12 protein-coding genes and 16 tRNA genes are annotated in these 13684 nt (G+C 37.9%); 3 read left to right on the top strand and 25 right to left on the bottom strand.

The genetic code is table 11. The features are described 5' to 3' along the window. Position 1: 1 nt before the first annotated feature. Genes NQZ71_RS26030 through NQZ71_RS26015 form a run of 4 tightly spaced genes read right to left on the bottom strand, consistent with a single transcriptional unit; the run spans position 2 to position 4625 of the window. Entirely contained in the window at positions 2-1483 is a 1482-nt protein-coding gene (locus NQZ71_RS26030; RefSeq protein ID WP_275007547.1) for a Na+/H+ antiporter subunit D, read from the bottom strand. Further along, positions 1476-1817 carry a Na(+)/H(+) antiporter subunit C gene (locus NQZ71_RS26025; protein WP_275007420.1) on the bottom strand — a complete coding sequence of 114 codons (342 nt, stop codon included), beginning with the start codon at positions 1815-1817 and terminating at the stop codon, positions 1476-1478. Before NQZ71_RS26025 ends, NQZ71_RS26030 begins: the two co-directional genes overlap by 8 nt. Beyond that, the gene (locus NQZ71_RS26020) at positions 1817-2239 is read right to left on the bottom strand and encodes a Na(+)/H(+) antiporter subunit B (RefSeq protein ID WP_275007548.1); all 423 of its coding nucleotides are present in this window, start codon (positions 2237-2239) and stop codon (positions 1817-1819) included. Before NQZ71_RS26020 ends, NQZ71_RS26025 begins: the two co-directional genes overlap by 1 nt. After that, on the bottom strand, positions 2226-4625 hold the full coding sequence (locus NQZ71_RS26015) for a Na+/H+ antiporter subunit A (RefSeq protein ID WP_317012095.1): 2400 nt from the start codon (positions 4623-4625) through the stop codon (positions 2226-2228). The genes NQZ71_RS26020 and NQZ71_RS26015 overlap by 14 nt, the downstream gene beginning before the upstream one ends. 186 nt (positions 4626-4811) lie before the next feature. On the opposite strand from NQZ71_RS26015, the gene NQZ71_RS26010 reads away from it, so the two are divergent. Together NQZ71_RS26010 and NQZ71_RS26005 are read left to right on the top strand one after the other, a co-directional pair. Next, positions 4812-5030 carry a hypothetical protein gene (locus NQZ71_RS26010; RefSeq protein ID WP_317012093.1) on the top strand — a complete coding sequence of 73 codons (219 nt, stop codon included), beginning with the start codon at positions 4812-4814 and terminating at the stop codon, positions 5028-5030. Between the two features lie 614 nt (positions 5031-5644). After that, positions 5645-7096: an alanine/glycine:cation symporter family protein gene (locus NQZ71_RS26005; RefSeq protein ID WP_275007422.1), complete on the top strand. Its 1452-nt coding sequence runs from the start codon at positions 5645-5647 to the stop codon at positions 7094-7096. Positions 7097-7160: 64 nt separating this feature from the next. Here NQZ71_RS26005 and NQZ71_RS26300 read toward each other — a convergent pair whose 3' ends face one another. The 4 genes from NQZ71_RS26300 to pdxS form a co-directional block, all read right to left on the bottom strand. Next, a complete protein-coding gene (locus tag NQZ71_RS26300) occupies positions 7161-7316 on the bottom strand; it encodes an IS3 family transposase (RefSeq protein ID WP_375545239.1) in 156 nt (51 codons plus the stop codon). Positions 7317-7353: 37 nt separating this feature from the next. Continuing rightward, positions 7354-7509 (bottom strand): transposase, encoded by a 156-nt coding sequence (locus tag NQZ71_RS26000; protein ID WP_275007423.1) that lies wholly within the window; start codon positions 7507-7509, stop codon positions 7354-7356. Positions 7510-7607: 98 nt separating this feature from the next. After that, a complete protein-coding gene (gene pdxT, locus NQZ71_RS25995; protein ID WP_275007549.1) occupies positions 7608-8189 on the bottom strand; it encodes a pyridoxal 5'-phosphate synthase glutaminase subunit PdxT in 582 nt (193 codons plus the stop codon). A gap of 13 nt (positions 8190-8202) precedes the next feature. Then, entirely contained in the window at positions 8203-9084 is an 882-nt protein-coding gene (gene pdxS, locus NQZ71_RS25990; protein ID WP_317012092.1) for a pyridoxal 5'-phosphate synthase lyase subunit PdxS, read from the bottom strand. 151 nt (positions 9085-9235) lie between these two features. Between pdxS and pdxR the strand changes: the two genes are divergently transcribed. Further along, on the top strand, positions 9236-10657 hold the full coding sequence (gene pdxR / locus NQZ71_RS25985) for a MocR-like pyridoxine biosynthesis transcription factor PdxR (protein ID WP_144457004.1): 1422 nt from the start codon (positions 9236-9238) through the stop codon (positions 10655-10657). A 118-nt stretch (positions 10658-10775) separates the two neighbouring features. Here the strand turns inward: pdxR and NQZ71_RS25980 are convergent, their stop codons facing one another. The 17 genes from NQZ71_RS25980 to NQZ71_RS25900 form a co-directional block, all read right to left on the bottom strand. Then, on the bottom strand, positions 10776-11807 hold the full coding sequence (locus NQZ71_RS25980) for a glycosyl hydrolase family 18 protein (RefSeq protein WP_317012091.1): 1032 nt from the start codon (positions 11805-11807) through the stop codon (positions 10776-10778). 424 nt (positions 11808-12231) lie between these two features. Further along, positions 12232-12306, bottom strand: a tRNA-Asn gene (locus tag NQZ71_RS25975). Positions 12307-12331: 25 nt separating this feature from the next. Further along, positions 12332-12405: transfer RNA gene (locus NQZ71_RS25970), tRNA-Ile, on the bottom strand. Positions 12406-12414: 9 nt separating this feature from the next. Next, a tRNA-Gly gene (locus NQZ71_RS25965) sits at positions 12415-12488 on the bottom strand. A gap of 17 nt (positions 12489-12505) precedes the next feature. Next, positions 12506-12579, bottom strand: a tRNA-Trp gene (locus NQZ71_RS25960). Between the two features lie 8 nt (positions 12580-12587). Further along, positions 12588-12664, bottom strand: a tRNA-Asp gene (locus tag NQZ71_RS25955). Positions 12665-12667: 3 nt separating this feature from the next. Further along, positions 12668-12741 (bottom strand) — tRNA-Met (locus tag NQZ71_RS25950). Positions 12742-12766: 25 nt separating this feature from the next. Then, positions 12767-12859 (bottom strand) — tRNA-Ser (locus NQZ71_RS25945). 4 nt (positions 12860-12863) lie between these two features. Then, positions 12864-12939, bottom strand: a tRNA-Ala gene (locus NQZ71_RS25940). A 21-nt stretch (positions 12940-12960) separates the two neighbouring features. Further along, positions 12961-13037, bottom strand: a tRNA-Pro gene (locus NQZ71_RS25935). An 8-nt stretch (positions 13038-13045) separates the two neighbouring features. After that, positions 13046-13122: transfer RNA gene (locus NQZ71_RS25930), tRNA-Arg, on the bottom strand. A gap of 21 nt (positions 13123-13143) precedes the next feature. Beyond that, positions 13144-13232: transfer RNA gene (locus NQZ71_RS25925), tRNA-Leu, on the bottom strand. A 14-nt stretch (positions 13233-13246) separates the two neighbouring features. After that, positions 13247-13321 (bottom strand) — tRNA-Gly (locus NQZ71_RS25920). 16 nt (positions 13322-13337) lie between these two features. Further along, positions 13338-13413, bottom strand: a tRNA-Lys gene (locus NQZ71_RS25915). A 17-nt stretch (positions 13414-13430) separates the two neighbouring features. Beyond that, positions 13431-13506, bottom strand: a tRNA-Thr gene (locus NQZ71_RS25910). A gap of 5 nt (positions 13507-13511) precedes the next feature. Then, positions 13512-13587, bottom strand: a tRNA-Val gene (locus NQZ71_RS25905). A 6-nt stretch (positions 13588-13593) separates the two neighbouring features. Beyond that, a tRNA-Glu gene (locus tag NQZ71_RS25900) sits at positions 13594-13668 on the bottom strand. Positions 13669-13684 lie beyond the last annotated feature (16 nt).

Raw genomic sequence — 13684 nt, 5'->3', positions numbered from 1 at the left:
ATCACTCCTTTAAGACTGCATCAATATAAATTTCTGGTTGAACCAATGTCTCAGCTGCCTGTGAGATATACGGATAAACAGCTTCCGCTCCTACCCCCAAAAGAATAGAGATACTAATTAGGATTATTGGTGCAATTATTAAAGTTTTCACTGGTGCCTTCTTTTCCCCTTCATAGGAACGAGGTGTACCCCAAAATCCATTTATAAAGATTTTCATTATGGAGAGTAATATAAGCAGACTAGAGATTAATACAATAGCAGCACCAAGGTAATCCCCCGCTTCAAAACCACCTTTAACAATTAACAGCTTTCCGATAAAACCACTTAGAGGAGGAATTCCTGCAAGGGACAACGCACTTAAGAAAAAGGTCCACGCTAACCCAGGATATTTTTTGATCAATCCACTAATCTCTTTTAATTTACTCGTGCCAGTAATACTTATAATAATTCCTATTAATAAAAATAGAGTCGTTTTTATAAGCATATCGTGGATTAAATAAAACACAGAACCAGTTAGCGAATCTGTTGTCATCACAGAAACACCGAAAAGAATTACTCCCACAGCAACGATTATGTTGTAGATAATAATTTTTTTAATGTCTGCAAAAGCAAGTGCGCCAATCAAACCAAAGATAATACTCAATATAGCTAAAGTGGCTAATATTTTGCTAGTGTAGCCTGTATCATGATAAAAAAGTAACGTGTATGTTCTCATAATGGAGTACACCCCTACCTTTGTCAGCAACGCACCGAATAAAGCCATTACTGGAATTGGAGGTGCATTGTAAGACCCCGGAAGCCAGAACGATAACGGGAAAACAGCTCCTTTTAGACCAAATACAACTAAAAATAAAATGGCAATGACCGTTATAATTCCGGGCTGATCCACTTCACTAATTCTTTCTGATATATGTGCCATGTTAAGTGTACCAACAACTGAATATAAATAAGCTACTGTTATGACAAATAATGCGGAAGAAATAATATTCACAAGAAGATATTTAATAGATTCACGCAGCTGTATTTTTGTTCCTCCAAGTACGATAAGTGCATAAGATGCCATCAGCATTACTTCAAAAAATACAAAAAGATTGAATATGTCCCCTGTTGTAAATGCACCATTAACACCAACAATAAGAAAGTTAAAACATGGGTAGTAATAAAATCTCTCCCTCTCTTGTCCAATGCCCCGGAAAGAGTAAATGAGAGTAGTACATGCAACAATACTGGTAGTAAGAACAAGTAATGCTGATAGCATATCAGATACAAGCGTAATCCCGAATGGAGCATCCCAGCTAGAAACATCCAATGTTTGGATGCCGTCCTGTCTAATCCTTTGAACTAATATGGCAGAAACAACAATATTAGAAATCGAGGATATTCCGGAAATCCACCTTTGGGCAATAATATTTTTTGAAAAGAAAATCAGAATAACTCCAGTAATTAACGGAATTAGTATGGGTAAAAGTAAAAAATTAATCATTGCCATCCATTCCTCTCAATTTTTCCATATTGTCAGTGCCAAGCTCTTGGTAGGCACGATAGGCTAAAACTAAGAAAAAGGCTGTCACCCCAAAGCTGATGACAATAGCTGTTAAAATTAATGCTTGTGGGATTGGATCTGTATAGGCTTCTGCATTTTCCCCAAGCAATGGCGCGGCTCCCTTTTTTAAGCCTCCCATTGTTAGAATAAGCAAATGGGCTCCATGACTTAATAACCCAGTTCCAATAATAATCCGCAGCAAGCTTTTGGAAAGCATTAAATAGGTTGCACACATAAACAATATCCCAATAACAAAGATCATGATTATTTCCATTATTCATCTCCTCCAATCGTTTGAATAATCGTCATTGTTACTCCTACAACTACTAAGAACACACCTAAGTCAAATATCGTAGCTGTATGGAGCGAAAGCTCGCCCAGGATTGGAATATCTATATGAGTATACGCATGTGTTAGGAATGGCACGTTGAAAAGCATCGCCCCTGCTCCCGTTCCAATGGAAAAAAGGAGACCTGTCGCAATCATGTACATATAATTAAATGGCAATATCTTCTTAACTGTCTTTAAGTCAAAAGCCAATAGTAATAACACTATTGCACCAGATGTTAATAGTCCCCCGATAAAGCCTCCTCCTGGTGTGTAATGACCTGTGAAGAAAATAAACACAGAGAAGATTAGGATAATAAATAATACAATTTTCGTTGTCGTTTGTAAGATGACATCATTTGTTTTCAGTTTTCTTCCCTCCCTGTTGGCGAAGCTTAATTAATCCAAATATCCCAATTGCTGCAATAGCAAGGACCGTAATTTCAAACATCGTATCAAGCCCACGGAAATCAACTAAAATGACGTTAACCATATTTTTTCCTGCGGCCTCTTTATAGGTGTTTTCGATATAATAGTGTGAAATTGATTCAAATAGCTTATTACTGTGTGCCGATAAACCTATTAGGATGACAATCGCTCCGACACCAACAGAGATAAGGGCATTTGTTAATTTAAAGGAAATTCGTTCTTCACGCTTTTTCAACTTAGGCAAGTGATAAAAACACAGCAAAAATAACGCAACGGAAATTGTTTCGATAACAAGCTGAGTTAATGCCAAATCTGGTGCTCTGTATATAACAAAAAATAAAGACACAGAGTAGCCAACAGCACCCAATAATATAATAGAAGTTAAACGTGATTTAACGAAAAGAATACTAATTGCCACAATGCATATTCCAACTGCGAGGATGACCTCAGCGATATGAATGCTTGAGATATTACTTATATCAAACGTATAGGCATCCTTTATAAATAAAGTGGAGCCTAACATGATAATAAAAAAGATAAATAAATAGAGTAGGTACGTTCTAGAAGATCCCGTTAAGATAGTGTTGGTTAATCGGCGAGACGCTCTTTCTGTATTAGTTAATGCACCATCATAAAGAGAATTCAGTGATAGCTTCTCAGGAAAAATCTTATAAACCCCTCTCCATTTTGGATAAGTCTTATACAGCAAGAATCCAAACGCAATCACACCAAAAGTCATATAAAGCTCTGGAGTAAAGCCATGCCAGAATGAAATATGAACATCCACTGTAAAAGCAGGCATGATAGCTGCAACGGCTGGGGCAATAATCGTATTGGCTAAGACGTTAGGAAAAAATCCAATTGCAAGAACAAGTGAAGCCAAAACAATTGGTGGAATTAACATACCAATTGGCGCCTCATGCGGCTTTTTCTTGAGCTTCTCAGGCTGAAGTTTACCAGTGAACGTTTTAAAACCGATAATCATGCTATAAACAAAAGTAAAAATACTGGCAATCCAAGCGAGAACAGGAAACAGGATGCCGATTGTCTCCATATTTAAAATATCCATGCTAAGAACACGTACCATTGCCGTAAAAAACATTTCCTTACTTAAAAACCCATTAAAAGGCGGAAGACCTGCCATTGAAAATGTTCCAATTATCGCAACAGTAAACGTAATTGGCATAAAAGGCATTAATCCACCGAGCCTCCGAATATCTCTAGTGCCGGTTTCATGATCGATAATGCCAACAACCATAAAAAGAGCACCCTTAAAGGTGGCATGATTAATGAGATGGAAAACTGCCGCTACTATAGCGACTGTATAATAACTATCCTTAACAGAATCGAAGTGTAACGCAGCTCCTCCAATACCAAGTAATGTCATAATCATCCCAAGTTGACTAATGGTTGAAAAAGCAAGAATGCCTTTTAAGTCTGTTTGTTTTACAGCTGAGAAAGAGCCCCAAAGCAATGTAATAATCCCAAACCCTGCTACTAACCATACCCAAAGCGCAGTTTCAGCAAATACTGGAGTCATTCTGGCGACTAAGTAAATTCCTGCCTTCACCATTGTTGCTGAATGAAGATAAGCACTGACTGGGGTTGGCGCTTCCATTGCATCAGGTAACCATATATGAAACGGAAATTGTGCTGACTTTGTTAAGGCACCAAGTAAAATACAAAGCATTGCTGGTATAAATAAGTGGTGTGTCATGATTTCATTCGTTTGCTGAATGATTTCTGCAATGCTGAAGGTTCCAGTCATTAAATAAAGAAGAATAATCCCTCCCAGCATGGAAAGTCCGCCAAAAACAGTAATCAGCATTGATTTTTGTGCACCATACCGTGATTTTTCCCGTTTATACCAATAACCAATTAATAAAAAGGACGAAAAACTAGTGAATTCCCAAAAAGTATATAAAACAATTAAGTTATCTGAAAGAACAACACCAAGCATTGCTCCCATGAACAGCAGCAAATATACATAAAAATTATTTAGCTGTTCTTTATCCTTCTGTAAATAATAAACAGAATAAAGAACAACTAATGAGCCAATCCCTGTAATCAAAAGTGCAAATAATAAAGCTAACCCATCGACTTTAACCGTAAAGTCGATTCCCAGAGAAGGAATCCACGAAATAGTTTTGGTGACTATTTCTTCGGCAGAGGTGATGGAAATAAAGGATAAGAAATAAATAAACAAAAGCACTGGTAATAAAAGAACAAACCAGCCTGTATGCATTCGCCTAAAATGCTTAAAAACAAAAGGTACAAAAATAGCAAATAAGAACGGTGAAATTATGGCGAAATGAAGTAATGACATAGAAATCCCCCCTATTGAATAATATCTATTTTTTTTGCATTAAATGAATTATGTTTGCGTTAATACAAATAGTGTCCTCTCCAGACTTACCAAATATGTGAAATACTCTTATTTTAAATTCATTTAGTTGGTAACCTGTATAAATTACTGCCATTTTACCCACCCTAATATTGGTGGTGTTGCTTAATGAAGATGAAAATTTCTATTTCACTTTCTATATTCGGTTTACTTTTTCTTAGTTTTTGGCAATTAGACCATAGGGAAAAAAGAGAATTTTTTCTAAACGAACTTGACATAGAAATAAAAGAACTAATCCCAATTAATAATGAACTAGAAAAGACTTTCCAAAATAAAACAGAAGCATTTCACCCTAGAGAATACGTTAGAGTTGATAGAGTATCATAAACTAAAAAAAGCCTGTCATTAGGGCATAGTTATCCCCTAGTGACAGGCTCCTCCAGTTTTTACTCACATTTATCATTTAACTAATTGTTATCTGCACCATTTTAACGTAAAACTAACCTCCGTTCAAGTATAAAATTTTTCCCCCTTATTATGTATACTAAAACCTGCAATAGAAAACAGAAAAGGAAAAAACCGGCTAGAACCATTTTAGTTCGGTTTAAATTCAGCTTTATCTACTGTGTCCCCTCTTCCTCATAATTAAATTTTATGCTTTTGCCGTTGTGTTCAGATCTTTTTTACCTGACTTTGCAATTCTTATAGTCCGACCAGTTATTTTTGTAAAGCAATAAATCTGTTGTATCCTAATGCGGCAGATTTATTTTATATTATTCTTCACCCTTCTAAATACAATGATAGGTTGTTTATCTCGTATTACTATTAAACAACTCCTTTTTATTCATTTTTTCTATCACTTTTTTGTAATAATTTAAAAATACAGTATAAAAGTTCGAAAATTCGGCAAAAGAGCAATAATTTTTATTGTTTTATACCATGTTGTAAAATATAATATAATTCAGAATTTTAAAAACAATGTTTATCGAGGGGTGTATTATATGGAAGAAATAGTAACTTTTTTGAACGGAATATTATGGAGTACACCAGTCATTTATATTGTATTAATAGTCGGCCTTGTTTTTACATTTGTATCTAAATTCCTGCAAATCAGACATGTGAAGGAAATGATTGTCCTAATGTTCCAAGGGAAAAGCTCAGATGCAGGTGTCTCCTCCTTTCAAGCACTTTCCATCGCATTATCTGGAAGAGTCGGGACAGGTAACATCGCTGGGGTTGCTACGGCAATAGCATTCGGGGGACCTGGCGCTGTATTCTGGATGTGGTTTATGGCCTTTATTGGGGCTTCCACAGCATTTATAGAATCAACACTTGCACAAATTTATAAAGTAAAACACGATGGCCAATATAGAGGGGGACCTGCCTACTATATTGAAAAGGGAATTGGCTCTAAGTGGTTTGCCTTTCTTTTTGCAGGAGCAGCCATCATTTCAATGGCAATATTAATGCCTGGTGTTCAGTCAAACTCAATCGCAGCAGGGATGAAAAATGCCTTTAATCTACCAACATACATAACAGGAATTTTGGTAGTCTTACTTCTTGGGTTTATCATTTTTGGCGGTGTCAAACGGATAGCAAATGTAGCACAAGTAGTCGTTCCAATTATGGCTCTTGGATATATCCTTTTATCCATCATCATTGTTGTTCTTAACATTCAAGAACTGCCAAGTGTTTTTGCACTAATCTTTAAAAGTGCCTTTAACTTGGAAGCTACATTTGGCGGCATGATGGGTATGGCCATTGCATGGGGTGTTAAACGGGGTATTTACTCCAATGAAGCAGGACAAGGAACAGGACCACATCCTTCAGCAGCTGCAGAAGTGTCTCATCCTGTCAAACAAGGGCTTGTTCAGGCATTCTCTGTTTATATCGACACATTACTTGTATGCTCGGCTACTGCATTTATGATTTTGTTTACTGGCATGTACAATACAGAATCACCCAACGGAACAATGATTGTCAATAACGTGGAAGGCGTTGAGCCAGGTCCAGGGTTTACCCAAGCTGCGATTGACAGCATCATCCCAGGCTTTGGTTCCGGGTTTGTAGCAATCGCTCTATTCTTATTCGCTTTCACGACAATCATGGCCTACTATTATATTGCAGAAACAAACTTGACTTATTTGCTCCGCAATAAAAATAACCGTTTATTCTCTGACTTGCTGAAACTTGTTATAATGGCTACTACTTTTTATGGAACTGTAAAAACAGCGAGTCTTGCTTGGGCTCTTGGAGATGTTGGTTTAGGTTTAATGGTATGGCTTAACATGATTGCTATCGTAATACTGGCCAAACCAGCCATCATCGCACTTAAAGATTATGAAAAACAGAAAAAGCAAGGTTTAGACCCTGTTTTTAATCCTGAACCATTAGGCATTAAAAATGCAGATTTTTGGATTAAGCAGGATAAAAAGAACGATAAAGCTGTTTGAGGTAAACCACCCGTTTGCACGGGTGGTTTCTTTATGTGAAACCGACTGTTTGGTCTTCCCCCTGTCAAGTAGACAGCACAAAAAAGCTATACAATAACGCGTGTCGGTACTCAACTGGCGCGCGTTGTTTTAGTCTTTTTTGAGAGCGTTTATAATTGTAATGATAAATATAGTCTTCAATTGCTTGTTTTATTTCTTCATGGATTAGTATTAGAACCACTACCTATTGATCTTCTATCAAAGGGTTCTCCAGCTTTCTATTTTTTAACCCATACTTTAAGCTGTGTACAATGCTTAATTCCAAGTTCTTCTGATAAGACGGCATAACTTTTATTGCCATTTATGTACTTCATTACTGCTTTTAGCTTAAACTCATCTGTATAATTCTGAAACGCTTGTCCTTTTTTAGCCATAATAAAATCCCCTCCAAGTTAAGTGTATCATCCACAAAAGATTTTGTGGTTTTTTACACTATCTACTTAAAGGGGATAATATCAGTTTTAGCTTTTATTTAATATACTTTCGCTATTTTAACCATATTTATAAAGTACTCCGTGAACCGTATATCATCTGTTATTTCTGGATGAAAAGAGCATCCTAGGAATTGCCCTTCTTTCGCTACGACAATACGTCCGTTATGTTTTGCTAATATTTCAACATTTTCGCCTGCACTTACGATATGTGGCGCACGGATAAATACAGCTGGGAACTGATCGGCAATACCAACTATGTCTATATTAGCTTCAAAGCTCTCTTTCTGTCTTCCGAATGAATTACGTTCAACCTGAATATCCATAACACCAATATGCGGCTCTTTATATCCTTCGATAGACTTTGCGAGGAGAATCAGACCTGCACAGGTTCCAAACATCGGTTTACCTGAGGCTGCAAATTCTCTAAGGGATTCCATAAATTCATATTTATCTATAAGCCGCCGTATGGTAGTACTTTCTCCACCAGGAATAATTAAGCCATCCACATCAACTAACTGTTCCTTGTTTTTCACTATGACAGCTTCTGCTCCACTTGCTTCTAAGGCACGAATATGTTCTCTGACAGCTCCTTGTAATCCAAGCACACCAACCTTTACAATAGACATTTTTCACTTACCATCCGCGTTCTTGCATGCGTTGATCTGGATCTAAATTAGAGATTTCAATCCCTTTCATGGCAGTTCCTAAATTCTTGGATATTTCAGCAATGAGTTGATAGTCTTGGTAATGAGTCGTTGCTTCCACAATTGCTCTTGCAAATTTAGAAGGATTATCAGATTTGAAAATACCTGAACCAACAAAAACTCCATCTGCTCCGAGTTGCATCATTAATGCTGCATCTGCTGGTGTTGCTACACCGCCGGCTGCAAAGTTTACTACTGGCAAGCGTCCTAGTTTTTTTATCTCTAATAAAAGCTCATATGAAGCGCCTAGTAATTTCGCCTCTGTCATTAGTTCATCTTCATCCATATGTACCACTTTACGAACTTGAGCATTTACCTTTCTTATATGACGGACTGCCTCGACAATATTACCTGTGCCCGGCTCTCCTTTCGTACGCAGCATAGAAGCTCCTTCTCCAATACGTCTTGCAGCTTCCCCTAAATCTCGACAACCACAAACAAAAGGAACTGTATACTCATTTTTATTCAAATGATATTCTTCATCTGCAGGAGTTAAAACTTCACTTTCATCGATATAATCAACACCCATTGCTTCAAGCACTCTTGCTTCCACAATATGACCAATACGTGCTTTCGCCATAACAGGAATCGTAACTGCACTCATTACTTCTTCTACAATAGTTGGGTCTGCCATTCTCGCTACTCCACCTGCTGCACGAATGTCAGAAGGCACTCTTTCAAGCGCCATTACCGCTACTGCGCCTGCTTCTTCAGCAATTTTTGCTTGCTCTGCGTTAATAACGTCCATAATAACGCCGCCTTTTTGCATTTCAGCCATCCCGCGTTTTACTCTATCAGTACCAGTTTTCATCCTAATGCCTCCAATTATTAAAAAATATGTACTTATAAACCTTTTATTTTGCTAATTTGCATTGTAAACTAATTATAGTTATATATCTGGAACCTTTGAAAGAGCCAGATTTTAAATTTATTCAGGTACCAGTTTAATGGAGGTCAGAAACTTGTTTGAAATAACTCCCATTTTAGATTCCCAAAAAGAAGATCCTGTTTATATGCAGCTCTATCGTTATCTTAAAAATGAAATACAATCAGATACTATTCCTCCTCATAGTAAATTACCTTCTCAACGGAAATTAGCAGAGCATTTAAGTCTAAGTAGAAACACTGTTAATGCCGCATATCAGCAGCTTCTAGCTGAAGGCTATATTAGAAGTGAAGAAAGAAAAGGTCTATTTGTGGAAGATATTAAGCATGAGCTATATTTAGACAAGAACATGAATACAATAAATGCAGAAATCCTGGATAATAGCTGTAAAAATTCAGAACACCAATTATCTGAGATTTTTTATGATTTTAAATATGGCGAAATAGACCTAAAGCACTTTCCATTTAAATTATGGAGTCAATTAACGATGAAAAGTATTTTTGCTGAGCAAGGACAGCTTTTATTATATGGCGACCCACAAGGAGATCTTGATCTTCGCAAGCAAATAACAAAATACCTTTTTGAATCAAGAGGTGTTAAATGTTCAGAACACCAAATTATTATCGGTGCAGGCACTCAATACCTTATGAGTATGCTTTGTAAAATAATCGGCAAAGAATACACTTATGGAATTGAAGACCCTGGATACAATAGAGTGCGCATTGTATTAAAAGAATATGGTAAAGCTGTCCAACCTATTCCTCTTGATAATTATGGAGTCGATATAAAGGCATTAACATCAAGTGAGGTAAGAGCTGTTTTTGTCACACCTGCCCATCAATTTCCCCTTGGAATTGTTATGCCACTCCAAAGAAGATTAGAATTAATTCAATGGGCAAAGGATACGGAGGGCTATATTATTGAGGATGATTACGATAGTGAATTCAGATATGAAGGAAAACCGATTCCCGCTCTGCAAAGTCTTGATCAATATGAAAAAGTTATCTATATGGGGACATTTGCTAAATCATTGATTCCATCATTAGACTTTAGTTATATGGTGCTACCAAGACCTTTGTTAGCTAGATACCACGATAAATATATTGGTTATAAGCAAACTGTATCAAGACAGCATCAATATACATTAAAGCTCTTCATGGAAAGCGAACAATGGGCAAGGCATTTAAATAAAGTAAGAAATGTCTATAAAAAAAGACATACTGCCTTAATTACCTCGATTAAAGCAAGCATGAATAATCAAGTCAGAATCATGGGATTAGGCGCCGGATTACACATAGTCCTTGAGCCACGAAATGACATGTCAGAACAAGAGCTCATCGAAGCAGCTAAACAAAATGGCGTTTTAGTGTATCCCGTTAGCACCTTCTATGAACAAAGACCAGCTCATAAATATCCTCAGGTTTTGTTAGGATTCGCTGGACTTGATGAAAAAAGGATTCAAGAGGGAGTTAAGCTGCTTGCAAAAGCATGGTTTTAAGCAGCAAATTTTTTTACCTGCTAACTCATTTTTCACACAAATAAAAAATGCTCTCCAAAATTAATGGAAAGCATTTTTTTGCTATAGTACCAAACTATTTTTCCACCTTGCCGATCACTTATTTAACACCGTTCTTAATTGCACCCCAAAAGGCTTGAGTCTCATTGCCGAGTGCATAAACACTGACACCACCGAGTTTATACTTTTTTACAAGTTTTGATTTCTTCTCGATTGTTGTCTCATTTTCATACCAAACAACATGTTCTTGCTTGTTTTTATCCAAATAATTAAACATTACGGAGTCTGTCTTTTTATTATAGGTTGGCTTTATTTTATTATTCTTTGTTAACTCCTGTATTTCGTCCCACTGCACCATTCTATTCCTGTTAGCATCTGTCAAATTCCAGTCATAACCATAAGCTGGAATCCCCATTATCACCTTGCCTGCTTTTATATTGTTAGTGGTATAGGACAATGTATTCTCAAGCCACTTCATACTAACTAAAGACCCAGGGTTTCCCCATGAACCATGTTCATCGTAGGTCATAACCTGAATATAATCAGCATAGTTACCGATTTTTTTGTAATCATACGGCCAAGTCCATGCATTGTCTTTATCATCATTAGTTTTTGCAGGTACAGATACCATTAATTTTAGTTGTTTTTTATGCAAAACAGCAGATATGTCCTTTATTAAGCTTGATAAATTTAAGCGATCTTCTGGATAAACTGCCTCTAAATCTATATTAACCCCTGAATAGCCATTGTCTTCTGCCACCTTGGCTACTTGTTTAATAAAGCTGTTTTTAACTAATTTGTCTGTCATTACTTGATGTGCCAAGTCGGCATCAAAATCTTGTTCCCCAAAGTTGGAAATAACCGCATATGTGTTTATCTTTTTCTTCTTAGCATATGAAAGCTGTTCTTTCGGCGCTTCCCCAATAAGATTCCCATTTTTGTCAAAGGAAAATGTATCTGTAGCTATTGTATTAAAATACTCGTTAAAGGAAGTTAATGATTTATCCGAATTACTGCTCCCTAATGTATAGCCAAGTATCATTGGCTTATCCGCTTTAGAATCTTTACTGACAAAGGTTATTCCAATTAAAACACACAGAGAAAATAATATTACTATAATAAATTTTTTCAATACTTTACTCCTTCGTGATATTTCTAATTATGTCGATCAGCTGAGCCTCTTCTCAAGATATGAACTACTTTTGCTTAAGTTACCTTTTTTTGTCGATTATCCTTCTTTACAGAAACGTGTGAAATACAGCCGCTGCATTAAGCTTACTATAACTATTAGGAATTGAAATACTATCAATCTAATTTCTTCTTTTCATGTGGATAGCTAGTGATAAATCAATATTCTGGATGTAGGCAGATGGGAAGGTATGAATGAAGGAGATGGATTATTTAATGGAGACATAAGGATACATTAAATAAAAATGAAACTAACCTATGCTAACTCAGCACTAAATCTGAATGTTTCATTACTGATAGACCTCTTAAAATTAAAGATGCTTATCAAAAAAATACTGAATATTCAGTATTTTAAATAGAATAAAAAATGGCTCCGCAGGTAGGACTCGAACCTACGACCGATCGGTTAACAGCCGATTGCTCTACCACTGAGCTACTGCGGAACAAAAAAGTATGTATTATAAAGGATGGGCCTAAATGGACTCGAACCATCGACCTCACGCTTATCAGGCGTGCGCTCTAACCAGCTGAGCTATAGGCCCATATTATTTTGGAGCGGGTGATGAGAATCGAACTCACGACATCAGCTTGGAAGGCTGAGGTTTTACCATTAAACTACACCCGCATTAAGAATTATATTATTGGCAGGAGTAGTAGGAATTGAACCCACACCGGAGGTTTTGGAGACCTCTGTTCTACCTTTAAACTATACTCCTATAATAAATGGCGGTCCGGACGGGACTCGAACCCGCGACCTCCTGCGTGACAGGCAGGCATTCTAACCAGCTGAACTACCGGACCAGATTGCGGGGACAGGATTTGAACCTGCGACCTTCGGGTTATGAGCCCGACGAGCTACCAGACTGCTCCACCCCGCGATAATAATATTCATATTAAGTTTAATGGAGGAGGAAAGGGGATTCGAACCCCTGCGCGGTTTGACCCGCCTGTCGGTTTTCAAGACCGATCCCTTCAGCCGGACTTGGGTATCCCTCCATATTGGTGGAGCCTAGCGGGATCGAACCGCTGACCTCCTGCGTGCAAGGCAGGCGCTCTCCCAGCTGAGCTAAGGCCCCAATTTTCAAAAAAAGCATTCATGGTCGGGAAGACAGGATTCGAACCTGCGACCCCTTGGTCCCAAACCAAGTGCTCTACCAAGCTGAGCTACTTCCCGTTTATATATGGCGCGCCCGAAAGGAGTCGAACCCATAACCTTCTGATCCGTAGTCAGACGCTCTATCCAATTGAGCTACGGGCGCAAAATATTTTTGAAAAAACAATGGTGCCGAGGACCGGAATCGAACCGGTACGGTAGTCACCTACCGCAGGATTTTAAGTCCTGTGCGTCTGCCAGTTCCGCCACCCCGGCATTGTTTTCATATTTGGAGCGGAAGACGGGGTTCGAACCCGCGACCCCCACCTTGGCAAGGTGATGTTCTACCACTGAACTACTTCCGCTCGCTATTAAATTAAATGGTGAGTCATGCAGGATTCGAACCTGCGACCCTCTGATTAAAAGTCAGATGCTCTACCAACTGAGCTAATGACTCATCTCATTTTAAAAAGATGGTGCCGACGAGAGGACTTGAACCCCCAACCTACTGATTACAAGTCAGTTGCTCTACCAATTGAGCTACATCGGCGTATATGGTGGAGGATGACGGGATCGAACCGCCGACCCTCTGCTTGTAAGGCAGATGCTCTCCCAGCTGAGCTAATCCTCCATATATTGGTGACCCATACGGGATTCGAACCCGTGTTACCGCCGTGAAAGGGCGGTGTCTTAACCGCTTGACCAATGGGCCTTTATGTAATTAATGC

Source organism: Niallia taxi (genome assembly GCF_032818155.1).
GTDB classification, from domain to species: Bacteria; Bacillota; Bacilli; order Bacillales; family Cytobacillaceae; genus Niallia; species Niallia taxi_A.
This window is presented reverse-complemented; position numbering and strand designations above follow the sequence as displayed.

Bases quoted from the DNA above. Each gene is read 5' to 3' on its own strand.
- NQZ71_RS26000 (WP_275007423.1), bottom strand. From the start codon at position 7,509: ATGGCTAAAAAAGGACAAGCGTTTCAGAATTATACAGATGAGTTTAAG.
- pdxS (WP_317012092.1), bottom strand. From the start codon at position 9,084: ATGAAAACTGGTACTGATAGAGTAAAACGCGGGATGGCTGAAATGCAA.
- NQZ71_RS26005 (WP_275007422.1), top strand. From the start codon at position 5,645: ATGGAAGAAATAGTAACTTTTTTGAACGGAATATTATGGAGTACACCA.
- NQZ71_RS26010 (WP_317012093.1), top strand. From the start codon at position 4,812: ATGAAGATGAAAATTTCTATTTCACTTTCTATATTCGGTTTACTTTTT.
- NQZ71_RS26015 (WP_317012095.1), bottom strand. From the start codon at position 4,625: ATGTCATTACTTCATTTCGCCATAATTTCACCGTTCTTATTTGCTATT.
- NQZ71_RS26030 (WP_275007547.1), bottom strand. From the start codon at position 1,483: ATGATTAATTTTTTACTTTTACCCATACTAATTCCGTTAATTACTGGA.
- NQZ71_RS26025 (WP_275007420.1), bottom strand. From the start codon at position 1,817: ATGGAAATAATCATGATCTTTGTTATTGGGATATTGTTTATGTGTGCA.